This is a genomic window from Streptomyces sp. UNOB3_S3, from assembly GCF_020740895.1.
GTDB lineage: Bacteria > Actinomycetota > Actinomycetes > Streptomycetales > Streptomycetaceae > Streptomyces.
In genome coordinates this window covers 20,324-41,081 of the sequence record NZ_JAILXP010000012.1, presented here as the reverse complement: position 1 = coordinate 41,081, position 20,758 = coordinate 20,324, and the positions used below count along the sequence as shown (strand labels likewise).

The following is a 20,758-nucleotide window of genomic DNA, read 5'->3' as shown; positions in this document are numbered from 1 at the left end:
CCTCCCCGGCCCGTCCCCGGCCCGGCCGCGGGCACGACTCCGGCCCCGGCGGCCGGACGGTGGAGTTGTCAGTGCCCGCAAGTAGGGTGTGTGACATGGCCGACCCCAGCAGCTACCGACCCAAGCCGGGACAGATCCCCGACTCGCCGGGGGTGTACAAGTTCCGCGACGAGCACGGCCGGGTGATCTACGTCGGGAAGGCGAAGAGCCTGCGCCAGCGGCTCTCGTCGTACTTCCAGGACCTCGCCGGCCTGCATCCGCGCACCCGGACCATGGTCACCACGGCGGCCTCCGTGGAGTGGACCGTGGTCTCCACCGAGGTCGAGGCGCTCCAGCTGGAGTACTCCTGGATCAAGGAGTACGACCCCCGCTTCAATGTGAAGTACCGGGACGACAAGAGCTACCCCTCCCTCGCGGTCACCCTCAACGAGGAGTTCCCCCGCGTCCAGGTCATGCGCGGCCCCAAGAAGAAGGGCGTGCGCTACTTCGGCCCGTACGCCCACGCCTGGGCCATCCGGGAGACCGTCGACCTGATGCTGCGGGTCTTCCCCGTGCGCACCTGCTCCGCCGGGGTGTTCAAGCGCTCCCACCAGATCGGCCGCCCCTGCCTCCTCGGCTACATCGGCAAGTGCTCCGCCCCCTGCGTCGGCCGCGTCACCCCCGAGGAGCACCGCGAACTGGCCGAGGAGTTCTGCGACTTCATGGCCGGACGTACCGGTGCGTACATCCGCCGTTTGGAACAGCGGATGCATGATGCCGCCGAGGAGATGGAGTACGAGAAGGCGGCCCGGCTGCGGGACGACATAGAGGCGCTCCGCCGCGCCATGGAGAAGAACGCCGTCGTCCTGGCCGACGCCACCGACGCCGACCTGATCGCGGTCGCCGAGGACGAGCTCGAAGCGGCCGTGCAGATCTTCCATGTGCGCGGCGGCCGGGTGCGCGGCCAGCGCGGCTGGGTCACCGACAAGGTCGAGGCGGTCGACACGGCGGGCCTCGTCGAGCACGCCCTCCAGCAGCTCTACGGCGAGGAGAGCGGCGACGCCGTCCCCAAGGAGGTGCTCGTTCCCGCCCTGCCGGAGCCGGCCCTGCCCGTCGCCGAGTGGCTGACCGGCCGCCGGGGCTCCCGTGTGGACCTGCGCGTCCCGCAGCGCGGCGACAAGAAGGACCTGATGGCCACCGTCCAGCGCAACGCCCAGCAGGCGCTCGCGCTGCACAAGACCAAGCGCGCCTCCGACCTCACCACCCGCTCCCGGGCCCTGGAGGAGATCGCCGAGGCCCTCGGCCTGGACTCGGCGCCGTTGCGCGTCGAGTGCTTCGACATCTCCCACCTCCAGGGTCAGGACGTCGTGGCGTCCATGGTCGTCTTCGAGGACGGCCTGGCCCGCAAGAGCGAGTACCGCCGCTTCCAGATCAAGGGCTTCGAGGGCCAGGACGACGTCCGGTCGATGCACGAGGTCGTGGGCCGCCGCTTCCGCCGCTATCTGCGGGAGAGCCTGAAGACGGGGGAGTGGGCCGAGGAGGCCCCGGGCGACGAGCCCGGCGGCGAGGTCCCCGCCGAGAACGGCGACCGGCCCAAGCGCTTCGCCTACCCGCCCCAGCTGGTCGTGGTCGACGGCGGGCAGCCTCAGGTGGCCGCCGCCCAGCGGGCCCTGGACGAGCTCGGGATCACCGACGTGGCCGTGTGCGGCCTCGCCAAGCGGCTGGAGGAGGTCTGGCTGCCCGGCGAGGACGACCCGGTCGTCCTGCCGCGCACCAGCGAGGGCCTCTACCTCCTCCAGCGCGTCCGCGACGAGGCCCACCGCTTCGCGATCTCCTACCAGCGCGGCAAGCGCTCCAAGAGCATGAAGGCCGGACCGCTCGACGCGGTGCCCGGCCTGGGCGAGACCCGCAAACAGGCGCTGCTCAAGCACTTCGGCTCGGTCAAGCGGCTGCGCGCCGCGACGGTCGAGGAGATCTGCGCGACGCCCGGCATCGGCCGCAAGACGGCCGAGACCGTCGCCGCGGCGCTGGCCGCGGCGGCCCCGCCCGCCCCGGCCGTCAACACGGCCACTGGCGAGATCATGGACGACGCGGAGGAATGATGGACCTGGCCGCACAGGACGGCTCCGGCAGACCGCGCCCGGACCGGCGCGGTCCGTCGTCCGGGCCGCACGCCCGGGAAGGCCTCAGTATGGAAGGGAAGACGACGCCGGTGGCGCCGTCGGCAGAACGGGGGAAGACAGCATGAACGTGACCGACCGGGACGGAGCACAGGTGAGTACGGGCACGACGGTGGACGCTACCGGCGAGACGGCGGGCATCCCCGAGCTGGTGATCATTTCCGGCATGTCGGGAGCGGGCCGCAGCACCGCCGCGAAGTGTCTGGAGGACCTCGGCTGGTTCGTCGTGGACAACCTGCCGCCCGCCCTGATCCCCACCATGGTGGACCTCGGCGCCCGCTCCCAGGGCAATGTGGCCCGGATCGCCGTCGTCGTGGACGTCCGCGGCCGGCGGTTCTTCGACAACCTCCGCGAGTCGCTCGCCGACCTGGAGGCCAAGAAGGTCAAGCGCCGGGTGATCTTCCTGGAGGCGTCCGACGACGCCCTGGTGCGCCGCTTCGAGTCCGTGCGCCGCCCCCACCCCCTCCAGGGCTCGGGCCGCATCGTCGACGGCATCGCCGCCGAGCGCGACCTGCTGCGCGAGCTGCGCGGCGACGCCGACCTCGTCATCGACACCTCCAGCCTCAACGTCCACGAGCTGCGCGCCAAGCTGGACGCCCAGTTCGCCGGCGAGGAGGAGCCGGAGCTGCGGGCCACCGTCATGTCCTTCGGCTTCAAGTACGGCCTGCCCGTCGACGCCGACCTCGTCGTCGACTGCCGCTTCCTGCCCAACCCCCACTGGGTGCCCGAGCTGCGCCCCTTCACCGGCCTCAACGAGGAGGTGTCCGGCTATGTCTTCAACCAGCCGGGCGCCAAGGAGTTCCTCGACCGCTACACCGAGCTCCTCCAGCTCATCGCCGCCGGCTACCGCCGCGAGGGCAAGCGCTATGTGACGATCGCGGTCGGCTGCACCGGCGGCAAGCACCGCTCCGTCGCCATGTCCGAGAAGCTCGCCCACCGTCTCGTCTCGGAAGGCGTCGAGACCGTCGTCGTCCACCGCGACATGGGGCGCGAGTGACCGGCCGGACCTTCCGGATGCGCCGCGTCCGCAAGCTGGTGCCCGGCCGCGCGAGCGGCCGGGCCGAGCGCCGTGCGCACCGGGGCACCCAGCCCAAGGTCGTCGCGCTCGGCGGCGGCCACGGCCTGTCGGCCTCCCTCGCCGCGCTCCGCCGGATCACCGGCGACCTCACCGCCGTCGTCACCGTCGCCGACGACGGCGGCTCCAGCGGCCGGCTCCGCGACGAGCTGGGCGTGCTGCCCCCCGGCGATCTCCGCAAGGCCCTCGCGGCGCTGTGTGGCGACGACGACTGGGGGCAGACCTGGGCCCGGGTGGTCAAGCACCGCTTCGAGAGCCGGGGCGAGCTCCACGGCCACGCCGTGGGCAATCTGCTGATCGTCGCCCTCTGGGAGCAGCTGGGCGACCACGTCCAGGCGCTGGACCTGGTCGGCAAGCTGCTGGGCGCGCACGGCCGGGTGCTGCCGATGTCGGCGGTCCCGCTGGAGCTCCAGGCGCTGGTCAAGGGCCATGACCCGGCCGCCCCCGACGCGGTCACCACCGTGTGCGGCCAGGCCACCGTGGCGCTCACCCCGGGCGAGGTGCAGTCCGTGCACGTCGTCCCGGAGGGCCCGCCGGCGGTCCCCGAGGCCGTTGCGGCCGTGCTGGACGCGGACTGGGTGGTGCTCGGCCCGGGCTCCTGGTTCTCCTCCGTCATCCCGCACCTGCTGGTGCCCGAGCTGCTGGAGGCGCTCCAGGAGACCAAGGCCCGCCGGGTGCTCTCACTGAACCTCGCCCCGCAGCCCGGGGAAACCGATGGCTTCTCCCCGCAGCGTCATTTGGAGGTTTTGGCCCGACACGCCCCTAAACTCGCCCTGGACGTGGTTCTGGCCGACGAGGCCGCCGTGCCCGACCGGGACAGCCTCGAGGACGCCGCCAAGCGGCTCGGGGCCACGGTCGAGCTGGCGCCGGTCGCCTCGCCCGACGGCTCCCCGACACATGACCCGGAGCTGTTGGCCGCCGCGTACGACCGTATTTTTCGGATGCATGGAAGGATCGGCCCATGGCGATGACGGCAGCGGTGAAGGACGAAATCTCCCGGCTCCCCGTCACCCGGACCTGCTGCCGGAAAGCGGAGGTCTCGGCGATCCTGCGCTTCGCCGGCGGGCTGCACCTCGTCAGCGGGCGCATCGTGATCGAGGCGGAGCTGGACACCGGGATCGCGGCCAGGCGGCTGCGCAAGGACATCCTGGAGATCTTCGGGCACGCCTCCGACCTGGTGGTGATGGCCCCGGGCGGGCTCCGCAGGGGCAGCCGGTACGTGGTGCGGGTGGTGGCGGGCGGTGACCAGCTGGCGCGCCAGACCGGCCTGGTCGACGGCCGCGGTCGGCCGATCCGCGGGCTGCCCCCGCAGGTCGTCTCCGGGGCCACCTGTGACGCCGAGGCCGCCTGGCGCGGTGCCTTCCTGGCCCATGGCTCCCTCACCGAGCCCGGCCGGTCCTCCTCCCTGGAGGTGACCTGCCCCGGCCCGGAGGCGGCGCTGGCACTGGTCGGCGCGGCCCGCCGGCTCCAGATCGCGGCCAAGGCCCGTGAGGTGCGCGGCGTGGACCGGGTCGTCGTCCGCGACGGCGACGCGATCGGCGCGCTGCTGACCCGGCTGGGCGCCCATGAGTCCGTGCTGGCCTGGGAGGAGCGGCGGATGCGCCGCGAGGTGCGGGCCACCGCCAACCGGCTGGCCAACTTCGACGACGCCAATCTGCGGCGATCGGCGCGGGCCGCCGTCGCCGCGGGCGCCCGGGTGCAGCGGGCGCTGGAGATCCTCGGCGAGGAGGTCCCCGAGCACCTCGCGGCCGCCGGCCGGCTGCGGATGGAGCACAAGCAGGCCTCCCTGGAGGAGCTCGGCGCTCTCGCCGACCCGCCGCTGACCAAGGACGCCGTCGCCGGCCGGATCCGCCGGCTGCTGGCCATGGCCGACAAGCGCGCCCAGGACCTGGGCATCCCCGGCACCGAGTCGAACCTCTCCGATCTGTCGGACCTGTCGGAGGAGATGGCCGAGGGCATGGTCGGCTGAGCCGACCCGATCGCCGGAGGGGCCGCGTGAGCGGCCCCTCCGGCGTATACGGGCCCGGAAACGGCACGGACGGACGGCACCCGGGCGCAAAAGGCGCCGTTGACATGGCCATGAAACCCCTAGAAGCCTGGCGTCCGCACTGACGTGGCAGACAACGGCAAGGGGGGCTCATGAGACGCAAGACGCGATCGATCATCGCGGTGGTTTCGCTGTTGCTTGGCGGCCTCGCGGCGGCGGCACCCTCCGCACACGCACGACCGGCCGCCGGCACCGGCGACCCGCTCACCGTATGGACCGCCCGGGTCACCGGCGCCCAGGTCCCGCTGCTGCTCCGGGCCGGTGTCGACGGCCATGAGCTGGGCCGGCGCGTCACCGGCGGCGAGAAGGCGCCCGTCGAGGTCGTCCTCACCGCCACGCAGGCCGAGGAGCTGCGCCGCCAGGGCGTCGACATCACCGAGAAGCGCGTGCGCGACCATCAGGGCCTGGCGCCCAAGGGCGACGGGGTCTTCCGTCCGTACAGCGGGAAGAACGGCCTCCAGCAGGAGATCACCGACACCGCCCGCACCCACCCCGGCCTCACCAAGGTCGTCAGCATCGGCAGGACAGTACGCGGCCAGGACATCCTCGCCCTCAAGGTCGCCAAGGACGCCGCCGCACGCCACGACGGCGACCGGCCCGCCGTGCTCTACCTCTCCAACCAGCACGCCCGCGAGTGGATCACCCCGGAGATGACCCGGCGACTGATGCACCACTACCTCGACCGCTACGGCAAGGACGACCGGATCACCAGGATCGTCGACTCCACCGAACTGTGGTTCGTCCTCTCCGCCAACCCCGACGGCTACGACTACACCTTCCAGAGCCCCGCCACCCGCCTGTGGCGGAAGAACCTCCGCGACAACGACGGCGACGGAAAGATCACCACGGCCGACGGCGTCGACCTCAACCGCAACTTCCCCTACAAGTGGGGCTACGACAACGAGGGTTCCTCCCCGCGCCCGGCCTCCCAGACCTACCGCGGGCCCGCCGCGGCCTCCGAGCCGGAGACCAGGGCGCTGGACTCCTTCGAGAAGGAGCACCGCTTCGGCTACGCCGTCAACTACCACTCCGCCGCCGAACTCCTGCTCTACGGCGTCGGTTGGCAGGTGGCCACCCCCACCCCCGACGACGTCCTCTACAAGGCGCTCGCCGGCACCCCGGAGAAGTCCGCGATACCCGGCTACCGGCCCCAGCTCTCCTCGGAGCTCTACACCACCAACGGCGAGGCGGACGGCCACGCGGCCAACGTCAACGGCACCATGATGTTCACCCCGGAGATGTCGACCTGCGAGACCGCCTCACAGGCCGACCCGAACGACCGCTGGGATCCGGCCGACTGCCGCTCCTCCTTCAACTTCCCCGACGACGAGAAGCTGATCCAGGGGGAGTTCGCCAAGAACATCCCCTTCGCCCTCTCCGTCGCCGAGTCCGCGCGCCACGCCGACCGCCCGTCCTCCTCGGTCGGCCTCGACGCCCCCGACCTCACCCCGCACCCCTTCGCCGTCTCCCACGCCCGTGACGGCGAGCAGACCGTCGCCGTCACCGCGCGCAAGAGCCTCACCGGGCTCCGCGCCCACTACAGCGTCGACGGCGAGCCCGAGACCACCGTGCCCGTCAAGGCCTGGGACGGCGGCGACCGCTACGGCGGCGAGGACAACCTCCGCTTCGACCAGTACCGCGCCACGCTCCAGGGCGCCCACCCCGGCTCCACCGTCCGCGTCCGGTTCAGCGGCGTGACGCGCGGAGGACACGGGACCGCCAGCGCCCCGTTCACCTTCACCGTGGCCGACACCCCGCGCGCGGACACCCTGGTCGTCGCCGACGAGGGCCCCGGCGGCGCCTCCCGGCACGCCCCGGCCCATGTCAAGGCCCTCACCGACAACGGCCGCAAGGCCACCGTCTGGGACGTCGCCACCCAGGGCGCGCCGCCCGCGCTGGGCGTGCTCGGCCACTACGACACGGTCCTGTGGGCCTCCGGGGACGCCCGCCCCGACGGCGCGACCCTGCTCGCCGTGCGGGACTTCGTCAACGAGGGCGGCAAACTGATCGCCGCCGGCACCCGGGCGGGCGGCGACTCCCGGGTCGGCGACGCCGACACCGACGACTTCGCCCAGTACTACCTGGGCGCCGGCGCCCGCACCTCGTTCGCCCAGGCCACGCGCTTCACCGGCGCCGGTGAGCTCACGGGCACCACGGCCGCCCTCGGCGCCGGTGGCAGCCCGCTGGCGCTCGCCGGGGCCTACCGCCCGATCTCCGACGAGCTGCCGCCCGACACCTTCCCGCAGTTCCGCACCGCCGCGGCCGGCGAGTACCACTCGCCGGTGACGCAGAGTGACGGATCGGAGGTGCGGGACCGCGGCGCCGCGGCCCTCACCACCCGGGACACCGTCCTGCTGGGCTTCGGTCTTGAACGCGTGTCCGACCCGCGCGAGCGGGCCGGGCTGGTCGGCGCCGCACTGCGCGCCATCGGCGGTTGACCTGCAGCTGAGCGGGATTGAGCACGGCTGAGCGCGCCTGACAGCCCCCGCCGCCAATGTCACGTACCTCCCCTGTTAGAGGTAGGGTCGGTGGTGGTCGGGGACATCCCAATACAGCCGCCGGGCAGCCCGGCACACCAACGAGGAGATCGGTTCGTGACGATCCGCGTAGGCATCAACGGCTTTGGCCGTATCGGTCGTAACTACTTCCGTGCGCTCCTGGAGCAGGGTGCGGACATCGAGATCGTCGGTGTCAACGACCTGACCGACAATGCCACCCTGGTGCACCTGCTGAAGTACGACTCCATCCTGGGTCGTCTGAAGCAGGAGGTCAGCCACACCGACGACACGATCACTGTCGGCGACATGACCTTCAAGACGATGGCCGAGCGCGACCCGGCCGCCCTCCCGTGGGGCGAGCTCGGCGCCGACATCGTCATCGAGTCCACCGGTATCTTCACCAAGCGCGAGGACGCGGCCAAGCACCTGGCCGCCGGCGCGAAGAAGGTCCTCATCTCGGCTCCGGCCAAGAACGAGGACATCACCATCGTGATGGGCGTCAACCAGGACAAGTACGACGCGGCCAACCACCACGTCATCTCCAACGCCTCCTGCACCACCAACTGTGTGGCGCCGATGGCCAAGGTTCTCGACGAGAACTTCGGCATCGTCAAGGGCATGATGACGACGGTCCACGCGTACACCAACGACCAGCGCATCCTGGACTTCCCGCACTCCGACCTGCGCCGCGCCCGCGCCGCCGCGGAGAACATCATCCCGACCTCGACCGGTGCCGCCAAGGCCACCGCCCTGGTCCTCCCGCAGCTCAAGGGCAAGCTGGACGGCATCGCCATGCGCGTCCCGGTCCCGACCGGCTCGGTCACCGACCTGGTCCTCGAGCTCGACCGCGAGACCAGCAAGGAAGAGATCAACGCCGCCTTCCAGAAGGCCGCCGAGGGTCAGCTCAAGGGCATCCTCGACTACACCGAGGACGCGATCGTCTCCTCGGACATCGTCAACTGGCCGGCGTCCTGCACCTTCGACTCCTCCCTGACGATGGTCCAGGGCAAGCAGGTCAAGGTCGTCGGCTGGTACGACAACGAGTGGGGCTACTCCAACCGCCTGGTGGACCTGACGGTCTTCGTCGGCGGCCAGCTCTGACCTTCGCCTGACCGGCAGTCCGCACTACTGTCACCAGGCACCGAGTGTGGGGATGGGGCTCGCACGACGCGACGGCGCGTCGTACGGGCCCCGTCCTATGACTAACGAAGTCACGGAGTCACTGCATGAAGACGATCGATGAACTGATCGAAGGCGGCATCGAGGGGAAGCGGGTCTTCGTCCGCGCCGACCTGAACGTGCCGCTCGAGGGCAGCACCATCACCGACGACGGCCGCATCCGCGCCGTCGCGCCGACGATCGCCAAGCTCGCCGCCGCGGGCGCCAAGGTGATCGTCGCCTCCCACCTGGGCCGTCCCAAGGGCGCCCCGGACCCTGAGTTCTCCCTCGCCCCGGCCGCGAAGCGGCTCGGCGAGATCCTGGGCAAGAACGTCTCGTTCGCCACCGACACGGTCGGCGACAGCGCGAAGGCCACCGTCGCCGCACTGGCGAACGGCGAGGTCACGCTGCTGGAGAACCTCCGTTTCAACGCGGGCGAGACCAGCAAGGACGACGCCGAGCGCGGCGCCTTCGCCGACGCGCTCGCGTCCCTCGCCGACCTCTACGTCGGCGACGGCTTCGGTGCCGTGCACCGCAAGCACGCCTCGGTCTTCGACCTCCCCGCGCGGCTCCCGCACGCCGCCGGCGACCTGATCGCCACCGAGGTCGGCGTCCTGAAGAAGCTCACCGACGAGGTCCAGCGCCCCTACGTGGTCGTGCTGGGCGGCGCCAAGGTCTCCGACAAGCTGGGTGTCATCGACAACCTGCTGAAGAAGGCCGACCGCATCCTCATCGGCGGCGGCATGTCGTACACCTTCCTGGCCGCCAAGGGCCACGAGGTCGGCATCTCGCTGCTCCAGGAGGACCAGAAGGAGACGTGCCTGAAGTACCTGGCGGAGGCCGAGAAGCGGGGCGTGGAGTTCGTCCTGCCGGTCGACGTGCTGGTCTCGGCCGACTTCCCCGACCTGAAGACCAAGGCCCCGGCCAACCCCGAGGTCGTCGCCACGGACGCCATGCCCGCCGACAAGGAGGGCCTGGACATCGGCCCGAAGACGCGTGAGCTCTACGCGGCCAAGCTGGCCGACGCGGGCACCGTCTTCTGGAACGGTCCGATGGGCGTCTTCGAGCACCCCGACTACGCCAACGGCACCAAGGCCGTCGCCCAGGCCCTGCTGGACTCGGACGGCTTCACCGTCGTCGGTGGTGGCGACTCCGCCGCCGCCGTGCGCATCCTGGGCTTCGACGAGAACGCTTTCGGCCACATTTCGACCGGTGGCGGCGCCAGCCTCGAGTACCTCGAGGGCAAGACGCTCCCCGGCCTCGCCGCACTGGAGGACTGAACCACCGTGAGTGCACGCACCCCGCTGATGGCGGGCAACTGGAAGATGAACCTCAACCACCTCGAGGCCATCGCCCACGTCCAGAAGCTCGCCTTCACCCTCGCGGACAAGGACTACGACGCCGTAGACGTGGCCGTCCTGCCGCCCTTCACCGACCTCCGCTCGGTGCAGACCCTGGTCGACGGCGACAAGCTGAAGATCATGTACGGCGCCCAGGACATCTCGGCGTACGACTCCGGCGCGTACACCGGTGAGATCTCCGGTGGCATGCTCGCCAAGCTCAAGTGCTCCTTCGTCGCGGTGGGCCACTCCGAGCGCCGCCAGTACCACGGCGAGACGGACGAGCTCTGCAACGCCAAGGTGAAGGCCGCCTTCAGCCACGGCATCACCCCGATCCTCTGCATCGGCGAGGGCCTGGACGTCCGCAAGGCGGGCAACCACGTCGCCTACACCCTGGCGCAGCTCGAGGGCGGCCTCGCGGACATCCCGGCCGAGCAGGCCGCGACGATCGTGATCGCCTACGAGCCCGTCTGGGCCATCGGCACCGGCGAGGTCGCCACGCCCGAGGACGCCCAGGAGGTCTGCGGTGCCATCCGCGCCCGTCTGGCGGAACTGTACGACCAGGAGCTGGCCGACAAGGTCCGCATCCAGTACGGCGGCTCCGTGAAGTCCGGCAACATCGCGGCGATCATGGCGCAGCCCGATGTCGACGGCGCCCTGATCGGCGGGGCCTCGCTGGACGCGGACGAGTTCGTGAAGATCGTCCGCTTCGCCGACCAGTAGCAGCGGCTATGACGACGGCCCCCCGCCGTCGTACCCTGTCGGGGCCGGGACCGGCGTGAACGCCGCTGCCCGGCCCCGTAGCGTTTTCCATCCAGTCAGTCCGAGAGAGTTGGTCCAGCCGTGGTCATCGGGTTCTCGATCGCCCTCATCGTCTTCAGCTTGCTGATGATGATGCTGGTGCTCATGCACAAGGGGAAGGGCGGCGGCCTGTCCGACATGTTCGGCGGTGGCATGCAGTCCTCCGTCGGCGGTTCCTCGGTCGCCGAGCGCAACCTCGACCGGATCACCATCGTGATCGGTCTGCTGTGGTTCGCGTGCATCGTCACGCTCGGCGTGCTGATGAAGGTCGGCAGCTGACGCACCGTCGCGGACGCGGCCTATGATTGAGGGCGCGTCCTCGCGGCCGGGCTGTAACTCCTGCCACTGGACGCGCGTTGGGCCTTACGTAGACTGAGGCGCCCGCAGCGGAGCGGACTGTCGACCCCGCGGCGCAGCCGCTGTTCGGCACAGTGCAGCACCATCACGCAGGGAGTTACGACCGTGGCAAGTGGCAACGCGATCCGAGGAAGCCGGGTCGGGGCGGGGCCCATGGGAGAGGCGGAGCGGGGCGAATCAGCACCCCGACTGCGGATCTCCTTCTGGTGTTCCAACGGGCACGAGACGCAGCCGAGCTTCGCCAGCGACGCCCAGGTGCCCGACACCTGGGACTGCCCCCGCTGCGGCTTTCCGGCCGGCCAGGACCGGGACAACCCACCGGACCCGCCGCGCACGGAGCCGTACAAGACCCACCTCGCCTATGTGCGCGAGCGGCGCAGCGACGCCGACGGCGAGGCGATCCTCGCCGAGGCGCTCGCCAAGCTCCGTGGGGAGATCTAGCGCGGAAGAGAAGAGCGGCCCGGCCGGGCACCTGAGAAGGTGTCCGGCCGGGCCGCTCGTCGTTTGCGCGGGGAATCGACAGCTGATCAATTAGGTTGGGGACAGCGGGGAAATCACGAGGAGAAGTGGACTGATGTCCGAGATGAACGCAGAGAGCCGCACCAGGCTGGACCGCACTCCCGAGTGGAACGCGCTCGCCAAGCACCGTGACGAGCTGGGGGAGGTGCATCTGCGGGAGCTGTTCGCCGACGACCCGGGCCGGGCCGGCAAGTACACCCTCTCCGTCGGCGACCTCCACCTCGACTACTCGAAGCACCTGGTCACCGACGAGACTCTGCGGCTGCTGCGCGAGCTGGCGGCGGCGGCCGACGTCGCCGGGCTGCGGGACGCGATGTTCCGCGGCGAGCGGATCAACACCACCGAGGACCGCGCGGTGCTCCACACCGCCCTGCGCGCCCCGGAGTCTGCCGTCATCGAGGTCGACGGCGAGAACGTCGTGCCCGCCGTCCACGCGGTCCTGCGGAAGATGCAGATCTTCACCGACCGGGTCCGTTCGGGTGAATGGAAGGGCCACACCGGCAAGCGCATCAAGAACGTCGTCAACATCGGCATCGGCGGATCCGACCTCGGTCCGGCGATGGCGTTCGAGGCGCTGCGCGCCTACACCTCCCGTGACCTGACGGTCCGTTTCGTCTCCAACGTGGACGGCGCCGACCTCCACGAGGCGGTCCACGACCTCGACGCCGCCGAGACGCTCTTCATCGTGGCCTCCAAGACCTTCACCACGATCGAGACCATCACCAACGCCACCTCCGCGCGGAACTGGCTCCTCACCGAGCTGCGCGCCGGCGAGGACGCGGTCGCCAAGCACTTCGTCGCGCTGTCCACGAACGCCGAGAAGGTCGCCGAATTCGGCATCGACACCGCCAACATGTTCGAGTTCTGGGACTGGGTCGGTGGTCGCTACTCGTACGACTCCGCCATCGGCCTCTCCCTGATGATCGCCGTCGGTGGCGACCGCTTCCGCGAGATGCTGGCCGGCTTCCACCTGGTCGACGAGCACTTCCGGTGCGCGCCTCCGGAGGAGAACGTGCCGCTGCTGCTCGGCCTGCTGGGCGTCTGGTACGGCAACTTCCACGGCGCGCAGTCGCACGCGGTGCTGCCCTACAGCCACTACCTGTCGAAGTTCGCGGCCTACCTCCAGCAGCTGGACATGGAGTCCAACGGCAAGTCGGTCGACCGCGACGGCGAGCCGGTGAGCTGGCAGACCGGCCCGGTGGTCTGGGGCACCCCGGGCACCAACGGCCAGCACGCGTACTACCAGTTGATCCACCAGGGGACGAAGCTCATCCCGGCGGACCTGATCGGCTTCGCCCGGCCGGTGGAGGACCTCAAGCCCGGTCTGGTCGCCCAGCACGACCTGCTGATGGCCAATCTCTTCGCCCAGGGCCAGGCCCTCGCCTTCGGCAAGACCGCCGAGGAGGTCGCGGCGGAGGGCGTCCCGGCGGAGCTCGTCCCCCACAAGACGTTCAAGGGCAACCACCCGACGACGACGATCCTCGCGAGCGAGCTGACGCCGTCGGTGCTCGGCCAGCTGATCGCGCTGTACGAGCACAAGGTCTTCGTCCAGGGCGCGATCTGGAACATCGACTCCTTCGACCAGTGGGGCGTCGAGCTCGGCAAGGTCCTCGCCAAGCGGGTGGAGCCGGCGCTGACGGAGGGCGCGGACGTGCCGGGCCTGGACGCCTCGACGGCGGGCCTCGTGGCGCGGTACCGGGAGCTGCGCGGGCGCTGACGCAAGTCAGCCCGTCCGGCGTTCGAGGACCGGGGTCCGGGGCGGAGCCCCGGGAAACGGTGAAAGGGCGGGACCGGGGCCTCCCTCCCGCCACAACGGCGATGGCCCGCCCCCCTCCAGGGGAGCGGGCCATCGCCGTATCAGATGAGACGCCGTCAGGGCGACGCCGGCGGGTACAGGTCGCGCGGCAGCCGGGCCGCCGCGGCCTGGTCCAGGAGCCAGAGCGTGCGGCGCGAGCCGTACGCGCCCGCCGCCGGGGCCTGGACCTCGCCCGCGCCGCTCAGCGCGAGCGCCACCGCCCCCGCCTTGTCCTCGCCCGCCGCCAGCAGCCAGACCTCGCGGGCCGCCCGGATCGCCGGGAGGGTCAGGGAGACCCGCGTCGGCGGGGGCTTCGGCGCGCCGTGGACGCCGACGACCGTGCGCTCCGTCTCCCGTACGCCCGGCAGCTCCGGGAAGAGGGAGGCGACGTGGGTGTCCGGGCCGACGCCCAGCAGCAGGACGTCGAAGGACGGCACGGGGCCATGGTCCTCCGGGCGGGCCGCTGCGGCGAGCTCGGCCGCGTAGGCCTCCGCCGCCGCGTCCGCGTCGTCGTGCGTGCCGTCCGCCGCGGGCATGAAGTGCACCCGCTTCGGGTCCAGCGGCACCGCGTCCAGCAGGGCCTCGCGGGCCTGCGTGGCGTTGCGGTCGGGGTCGCCCTCCGGGAGGAAGCGCTCGTCGCCCCACCACAGGTCCAGCCGGGACCAGTCGACCGCGTCCCGGGCGGGCGCCGCGGCGAGGGCCGCGAGCAGCCCGTTGCCGTTGCGCCCACCGGTGAGGACGACGGACGCGGAGCCGCGGGCGGCCTGGGCGTCCACGATCTTCGTGATCAGCCGGGCCGCCGCGGCCTGGGCCATCAGCTCCTTGTCCCGGTGCACGACGATCTGGGGCGTGCTCACTTCTTCGCCGCCTTCTTGGCCGGAGCCGGGGAGGCGGCCTGCTTCGCCGGGGCGGGCTTGGGCTCGGCGGCGGCCTCGGCCTCCGCCTTCGGACCGTCCGCCTTCGGCTCCGCCGGCGCCGCGTTCAGCCGGTCCACGCCGTACTTGACCGAGGACGCGTAGATGTCGTCCGGGTCGAGGCGGCGCAGCTCCTCCGCGAGGAGCTCGGCCGTGTCGCGGCGCTTGAGCGCCACGGCCCGGTCGGGCTGGCCGCGCATGGAGAGCGTGGCCAGGGCGCCGTCGGGGCGGTCCAGGGTGATGACGCCGTTCTTGGTCTCCATCCGGACGGCCGTGAGGCCGGGGCCGCCCGAGACCGAGCGGGTCACCGGCACCCCGAGGCGGTCGGCGAGCCACATGGCCAGCAGCTCACCGCTGGGGTTGTAGGGCTCGCCCTCGACCTCGGCCGAGGTGATCTCGATGCCGGGCTGCTGGTCCAGGGCGGCCGCGAGCATGGAGCGCCACGGCGTGATCCGGGTCCAGGCCAGGTCGGTGTCGCCGGGCGCGTAGTGCCCGGCGCGGGCCGACAGCTCGGCGACGGGGTCCTCGGCGGTGTAGGCGTCGGTGACCCGGCGCTGGCCGAGCGCGCCGAGGGGGTCCCTGGCCGGGTCGGCCGGGGAGGCGACCGGCCACCAGACCACCACGGGGGCGTCCGGCAGCAGCAGCGGCAGCACGACCGACTGGGCGTGGTCTATGACCTCGCCGTACAGCCGCAGCACCACCGTCTCGCCGGCGCCGGCGTCCGCGCCCACCCGCACCTCGGCGTCGAGGCGGGCCTGGGCGCGGTCGCGCGGCGAGCGGCTGACGCGCTTGATGACGACGAGCTTGCGCGAGGGGTGCTCGCGGGAGGCGTTGTTGGCCGCCTTGAGCGCGTCGTAGGCGTGCTCCTCGTCGGTGACGATGACCAGGGTCAGCACCATGCCGATGGCGGGGGTGCCGATGGCCCGGCGGCCCTGGACCAGCGCGTTGTTGATCTTGCTGGCCGTGGTGTCCGTAAGGTCGATCTTCATGGCCGACGCCAGCTCCGTCCGTCTCGTGCGAGCATCTCGTCCGCCTCGACCGGCCCCCAGGTGCCGGCCGGGTACTGCGCGGGCTTGCCGTGCTTGTCCCAGTACTCCTCGATCGGGTCGAGGATCTCCCAGGAGAGCTCGACCTCCTTCAGGCGCGGGAAGAGGTTCGACTCGCCGAGCAGGACATCGAGGATGAGCCGCTCGTACGCCTCGGGGCTGGACTCGGTGAAGGACTCGCCGTAGGCGAAGTCCATCGAGACGTCCCGGACCTCCATCGAGGTGCCCGGCACCTTCGAGCCGAAGCGCACGGTCACGCCCTCGTCCGGCTGCACCCGGATGACCAGGGCGTTCTGCCCCAGCTCCTCGGTGGCGGTCTGGTCGAAGGGGGAGTAGGGGGCGCGCTGGAAGACGACCGCGATCTCGGTGACGCGGCGGCCCAGCCGCTTGCCGGTGCGCAGGTAGAAGGGGACGCCCGCCCAGCGGCGGTTGTCGATCTCCAGCTTGATCGCGGCGTAGGTGTCGGTCTTCGACTTGGGGTCGGTGCCGTCCTCCTCGAGGTAGCCGACGACCTCCTCGCCACCCTGCCAGCCATGGGTGTACTGGCCGCGCACGGTCTCCTTGCCGAGGTCCTTGGGCAGCGAGACCGCGCCCAGCACCTTGGTCTTCTCCGCGGCCACCGCGTCGGCGTCGAAGGAGGCGGGCTCCTCCATCGCGGTCAGCGCCAGCAGCTGGAGCAGGTGGTTCTGGATGACGTCACGGGCGGCGCCGATGCCGTCGTAGTAGCCGGCGCGGCCGCCGATGCCGATGTCCTCGGCCATGGTGATCTGCACGTGGTCGACGTACGACCGGTTCCAGATCGGCTCGAAGAGGGTGTTGGCGAACCGCAGCGCCAGGATGTTCTGGACCGTCTCCTTGCCGAGGTAGTGGTCGATGCGGAAGACCGCCTCGGCCGGGAACACCTCGTGGACGATCCGGTTGAGCTCCTGGGCGCTCTTCAGGTCGTGACCGAAGGGCTTCTCGATGACGGCGCGCCGCCAGGAGTTCGCCTTCTGGTCGGCCAGGCCGTGCTTCTTCAGCTGCTGGACGACCTTGGGGAAGAACTTCGGCGGGACGGACAGGTAGAAGGCGAAGTTGCCGCCCGTGCCCTGCGCCTTGTCGAGCTCCTCGATGGTGGAGCGCAGCGTGTCGAAGGCGTCGTCGTCGTCGAAGTCGCCCGAGACGAACCGGCAGCCCTGGACCAGCTGCTGCCAGACCTCCTCACGGAAGGGGGTGCGCGCGTGCTCCTTGACGGCGTCGTGCACCACCTGCGCGAAGTCCTCGTCCGCCCACTGCCGGCGGGCGAAGCCGATCAGGGAGAAGCCCGGCGGCAGCAGACCGCGGTTGGCCAGGTCGTAGACCGCGGGCATCAGCTTTTTACGGGACAAATCGCCCGTGACGCCAAAGATGACCAGGCCCGACGGCCCCGCGATACGCGGGAGCCGTCGGTCCAGAGCGTCACGCAGCGGGTTGCTGCTGCTCAATTCACGCCTCCGGAGCGAGGCGCTTGAGCTCCGCCTCAGTGGACTTCAGCAGGTCGTTCCACGACGCCTCGAACTTCTCGACGCCCTCGTCCTCCAGCAGCTGGACGACCTCGTCGTACGAGACGCCCAGCTTCGCCAGCGCGTCGAGCTCGGCCTTGGCCTGCTCGTACGTGCCGCGCACCGTGTCACCGGTGATCTGCCCGTGGTCGGCGGTGGCCTCCAGGGTGGCCTCCGGCATGGTGTTCACCGTGTTCGGCGCCACCAGGTCGTCCACGTACAGCGTGTCCTTGTAGGCCGGGTCCTTGACGCCGGTCGAGGCCCACAGGGCGCGCTGCTTGTTGGCGCCGGCCTTCTCCAGGGCCAGCCAGCGGTCCGAGGAGAAGACCTCCTCGTAGGCCTGGTAGGCCAGCCGGGCGTTGGCCAGGGCGGCCTTGCCGCGCAGGGCCTTGGCCTCGTCCGTGCCCAGCGCGTCCAGGCGCTTGTCGATCTCGGTGTCCACGCGGGACACGAAGAAGGACGCGACCGAGTGGATCAGAGACAGGTCCTGGCCGGCGGCCTTGGCCTGCTCCAGACCGGTCAGGTAGGCGTCCATGACCGCGCGGTAGCGCTCGAGGGAGAAGATCAGCGTGACATTGACGCTGATGCCCTTGCCGATCACCTCGGCGATGGCCGGCAGGCCCGCCTTGGTGGCCGGGATCTTGATCAGGGTGTTGGGGCGGTCCACCAGCCAGGCGAGCTGCTTGGCCTCGGCGACCGTGGCGACCGTGTTGTGCGCCAGGCGCGGGTCGACCTCGATGGACACCCGGCCGTCCTGGCCGCCGGTGGCGTCGAAGACCGGGCGCAGGATGTCGGCGGCGTCACGGACGTCCGCCGTCGTGATCATGCGGATGGCCTCGTCGACCGTGACCTTGCGGGCGGCGAGGTCGGTGAGCTGCTGCTCGTAGCCCTCGCCACCGGAGATCGCCTTCTGGAAGATCGACGGGTTGGTCGTGACACCCACCACGTGGCTCTGGTCGATGAGCTCGGCCAGGTTGCCGGACGTGATGCGCTTGCGGGACAGGTCGTCCAGCCAGATCGCGACGCCTTCGTCGGAGAGGCGCTTGAGTGCGTCTGTCATGGGTTCTGCATCTCCTACAGGTTGAATACGGGCGTCGTCGTCAGCGACGGGCGGCGTCGGCGAGCGACTCGCGGGCGGCCTCGACCACGGCGTCCGAGGTCAGGCCGAACTCGCGGTAGAGCACCTTGTAGTCGGCGGAGGCGCCGAAGTGCTCCAGCGAGACGATCCGGCCGGCCTCGCCGATGTAGCGGTACCAGGTCAGGCCGATGCCGGCCTCGACGGCCACACGGGCCTTGACGTCCGGCAGCAGCACGCCGTCGCGGTACGCCTGGTCCTGCTCCTCGAACCACTCGACGGACGGCATCGAGACCACACGGGTCGGGACGCCCTCGGCCTGGAGCGCCTCACGGGCCTCGACGGCCAGCTGGACCTCGGAGCCGGTGGCGATCAGGATCACCTGCGGGCGGCCGCCCTCGGCGTCGAACAGGACGTAGCCGCCCTTGGCCGCGCCCTCGTTGGCCTCGTACGTCGGGACGTTCTGGCGGGTGAGGGCCAGACCGTGCGGCGCGGGCTTGGCGGTGTGGCGCTTGACGATCTCGCGCCAGGCGATGGCCGTCTCGTTGGCGTCGGCCGGGCGGACCATGTTCAGGCCCGGGATGGCGCGCAGCGCGGCCATGTGCTCGACCGGCTGGTGGGTCGGGCCGTCCTCGCCGAGGCCGATGGAGTCGTGCGTCCACACGTAGGTGACCGGCAGCTTCATCAGCGCGGCCAGGCGCACGGCCGGGCGCATGTAGTCGGAGAACACCAGGAAGGTGCCGCCGTAGACCCGGGTGTTGCCGTGCAGCGCGATGCCGTTCATCGTCGAGCCCATGGCGTGCTCGCGGATGCCGAAGTGGATCGTGCGGCCGTACGGGTTCGCCTCCGGGAGGGGGTTGCCCTCGGGGAGGAAGGACGACGACGGGTCGATCGTGGTGTTGTTCGAGCCGGCGAGGTCGGCGGAGCCGCCCCACAGCTCGGGGATCACGCCGCCCAGCGCCTTGAGGACCTCGCCGGAGGCCTTGCGGGTCGCGACGTCCTTGCCGGCCGGGAAGACCGGGAGGGCCTTCTCCCAGCCGTCGGGCAGCTCGCCCGCGACGATGCGGTCGAACTCGGCGGCGCGCTCCGCGTTGGCCTCGCGCCAGACCTGGATCTGCTTGTCCCAGGCGGCCCGGGCCGCGCGGCCGCGGTCGACGACCTGGCGGGCGTGGGCGAGGACCTCGGCCTCGACCTGGAAGGTCTGCTCGGGGTCGAAGCCCATGACCTTCTTGGTCGCGGCGACCTCGGCGTCGCCGAGCGCCGAGCCGTGCGAGGCCTCGGTGTTCTGGGCGTTCGGGGCCGGCCAGGCGATGATCGTGCGGGCCGCGATGATCGACGGGCGCTCGGTCTCGGCCTTGGCGGCCCGGAAGGCCGCGTACAGCGCCTGGATGTCGAAGTCGCCGTTGGCGCCCTGCTCGATGCGCTGGACGTGCCAGCCGTAGGCCTCGTAGCGCTTGAGGACGTCCTCGGAGAAGGCGGTCTCGGTGTCGCCCTCGATCGAGATGTGGTTGTCGTCGTACAGGGCGACGATGTTGCCCAGCTTCTGGTGACCGGCCAGCGAGGACGCCTCGGCGGAGATGCCCTCCTCCAGGTCGCCGTCGGAGACGATCGCCCAGACGGTGTGGTCGAAGGGGGACTCGCCCTTCGGGGCCTCCGGGTCGAACAGGCCGCGCTCGTAGCGGGCGGCCATGGCCATGCCCACGGCGTTGGCGATGCCCTGGCCCAGCGGGCCGGTGGTGGTCTCCACACCGACGGTGTGGCCGTGCTCCGGGTGGCCCGGGGTCTTGCTGTCCCAGGTGCGGAACGCCTTGAGGTCCGCGAGCTCCAGCCCGTAGCCCGCCAGGAAGAGCTGGGTGTACAGGGTCAGGCTGGTGTGGCCCGGGGAGAGGACGAACCGGTCGCGGCCGGCCCAGTCGGCGTCACTCGGGTCGTGCCGCATCAGCTTCTGGAAGAGCAGGTAGGCGGCGGGAGCCAGGCTCATGGCCGTGCCGGGATGGCCGTTGCCGACCTTCTGCACGGAGTCCATGGCCAGGACGCGGGCGGTATCGACTGCCCTCTGGTCCAGTTCGGTCCATTCGAGGTCTGTGGTGGTCGGCTTGGTGCTCACCCTCGGATCAGGGCTCCTCTCCACAAATGCGATCTGCCGGGGGCGGTATGTTCCGCCACGACGCGGCGCTGACGAGCCTACCCCCGCGTGGACGGGCGTTTTTTCGACTCACAGTCGGGCTGAGCGGCTCTCATTTGATCGTCGAGTTCCCGTCGAGCGGTCCTCGACCATCCGATCGCCGACCCGGGCAACCGCACCCGGGCGGGAATCATTCCCTCCCCGGTGCGGGGGCCTCCTCTCCAGCCTGCCGGGCCCGGCGCCCGCCCGCCTCCCGGAGGGGACCGTTCTGCCGGGTTCGGCCCCGTTCGGCCCGGTGGGCGCGGTGCCTCAACACGACCCCACCCCGG

At 71.1% G+C, this 20,758-nt stretch carries 15 protein-coding genes and 1 pseudogene; 11 read left to right on the top strand and 5 right to left on the bottom strand.

Features of this window, described 5'->3' with window-relative positions; genetic code table 11:
- Nucleotides 1-95 precede the first annotated feature (95 nt).
- The 11 genes and pseudogenes from uvrC to pgi all read left to right on the top strand — a co-directional run bounded on the left by uvrC (nucleotide 96) and on the right by pgi (nucleotide 13,671).
- Entirely contained in the window at nucleotides 96-2,081 is a 1,986-nt protein-coding gene (gene uvrC, locus K6I33_RS02810) for an excinuclease ABC subunit UvrC (protein ID WP_229348047.1), read from the top strand.
- 142 nt (nucleotides 2,082-2,223) lie between these two features.
- Nucleotides 2,224-3,156, top strand: a complete 933-nt coding sequence (gene rapZ, locus K6I33_RS02805) for an RNase adapter RapZ (RefSeq protein WP_229348046.1) — start codon at nucleotides 2,224-2,226, stop codon at nucleotides 3,154-3,156.
- Nucleotides 3,153-4,205 carry a uridine diphosphate-N-acetylglucosamine-binding protein YvcK gene (gene yvcK / locus K6I33_RS02800; protein ID WP_229348045.1) on the top strand — a complete coding sequence of 351 codons (1,053 nt, stop codon included), beginning with the start codon at nucleotides 3,153-3,155 and terminating at the stop codon, nucleotides 4,203-4,205. The genes rapZ and yvcK overlap by 4 nt, the downstream gene beginning before the upstream one ends.
- Nucleotides 4,196-5,203, top strand: a complete 1,008-nt coding sequence (whiA, locus tag K6I33_RS02795) for a DNA-binding protein WhiA (RefSeq protein WP_071964484.1) — start codon at nucleotides 4,196-4,198, stop codon at nucleotides 5,201-5,203. The genes yvcK and whiA overlap by 10 nt, the downstream gene beginning before the upstream one ends.
- A 170-nt stretch (nucleotides 5,204-5,373) precedes the next feature.
- Nucleotides 5,374-7,626: pseudogene (locus K6I33_RS02790) on the top strand (M14 family metallopeptidase); the annotation flags it as partial.
- A 249-nt stretch (nucleotides 7,627-7,875) separates the two neighbouring features.
- On the top strand, nucleotides 7,876-8,880 hold the full coding sequence (gene gap / locus K6I33_RS02785; protein ID WP_189455004.1) for a type I glyceraldehyde-3-phosphate dehydrogenase: 1,005 nt from the start codon (nucleotides 7,876-7,878) through the stop codon (nucleotides 8,878-8,880).
- 125 nt (nucleotides 8,881-9,005) lie between these two features.
- A complete protein-coding gene (gene pgk / locus K6I33_RS02780; RefSeq protein ID WP_229348044.1) occupies nucleotides 9,006-10,217 on the top strand; it encodes a phosphoglycerate kinase in 1,212 nt (403 codons plus the stop codon).
- Between the two features lie 6 nt (nucleotides 10,218-10,223).
- The gene (tpiA, locus tag K6I33_RS02775) at nucleotides 10,224-11,000 is read left to right on the top strand and encodes a triose-phosphate isomerase (protein WP_229348043.1); all 777 of its coding nucleotides are present in this window, start codon (nucleotides 10,224-10,226) and stop codon (nucleotides 10,998-11,000) included.
- Nucleotides 11,001-11,120: 120 nt separating this feature from the next.
- Nucleotides 11,121-11,357, top strand: a complete 237-nt coding sequence (secG, locus tag K6I33_RS02770) for a preprotein translocase subunit SecG (protein ID WP_308297031.1) — start codon at nucleotides 11,121-11,123, stop codon at nucleotides 11,355-11,357.
- A 183-nt stretch (nucleotides 11,358-11,540) separates the two neighbouring features.
- Nucleotides 11,541-11,876 (top strand): RNA polymerase-binding protein RbpA, encoded by a 336-nt coding sequence (locus tag K6I33_RS02765; protein ID WP_003957010.1) that lies wholly within the window; start codon nucleotides 11,541-11,543, stop codon nucleotides 11,874-11,876.
- A gap of 142 nt (nucleotides 11,877-12,018) precedes the next feature.
- On the top strand, nucleotides 12,019-13,671 hold the full coding sequence (gene pgi / locus K6I33_RS02760) for a glucose-6-phosphate isomerase (protein ID WP_229348049.1): 1,653 nt from the start codon (nucleotides 12,019-12,021) through the stop codon (nucleotides 13,669-13,671).
- Between the two features lie 155 nt (nucleotides 13,672-13,826).
- On the opposite strand, the gene pgl is transcribed toward pgi, so the two are convergent.
- The 5 genes from pgl to tkt are packed head-to-tail and all read right to left on the bottom strand — an operon-like array spanning nucleotide 13,827 to nucleotide 20,411.
- Nucleotides 13,827-14,606 (bottom strand): 6-phosphogluconolactonase, encoded by a 780-nt coding sequence (gene pgl, locus K6I33_RS02755; protein ID WP_229348042.1) that lies wholly within the window; start codon nucleotides 14,604-14,606, stop codon nucleotides 13,827-13,829.
- Nucleotides 14,603-15,652 (bottom strand): glucose-6-phosphate dehydrogenase assembly protein OpcA, encoded by a 1,050-nt coding sequence (gene opcA / locus K6I33_RS02750; protein WP_229348041.1) that lies wholly within the window; start codon nucleotides 15,650-15,652, stop codon nucleotides 14,603-14,605. The genes pgl and opcA overlap by 4 nt, the downstream gene beginning before the upstream one ends.
- Complete coding sequence (zwf, locus tag K6I33_RS02745) at nucleotides 15,649-17,172, bottom strand: glucose-6-phosphate dehydrogenase (RefSeq protein WP_229348040.1); 1,524 nt, start codon at nucleotides 17,170-17,172, stop codon at nucleotides 15,649-15,651. Before zwf ends, opcA begins: the two co-directional genes overlap by 4 nt.
- Before the next feature lies 1 nt (nucleotide 17,173).
- Nucleotides 17,174-18,289: a transaldolase gene (gene tal / locus K6I33_RS02740; protein WP_229348039.1), complete on the bottom strand. Its 1,116-nt coding sequence runs from the start codon at nucleotides 18,287-18,289 to the stop codon at nucleotides 17,174-17,176.
- Nucleotides 18,290-18,329: 40 nt separating this feature from the next.
- A complete protein-coding gene (gene tkt, locus K6I33_RS02735) occupies nucleotides 18,330-20,411 on the bottom strand; it encodes a transketolase (RefSeq protein WP_229348038.1) in 2,082 nt (693 codons plus the stop codon).
- Nucleotides 20,412-20,758 lie beyond the last annotated feature (347 nt).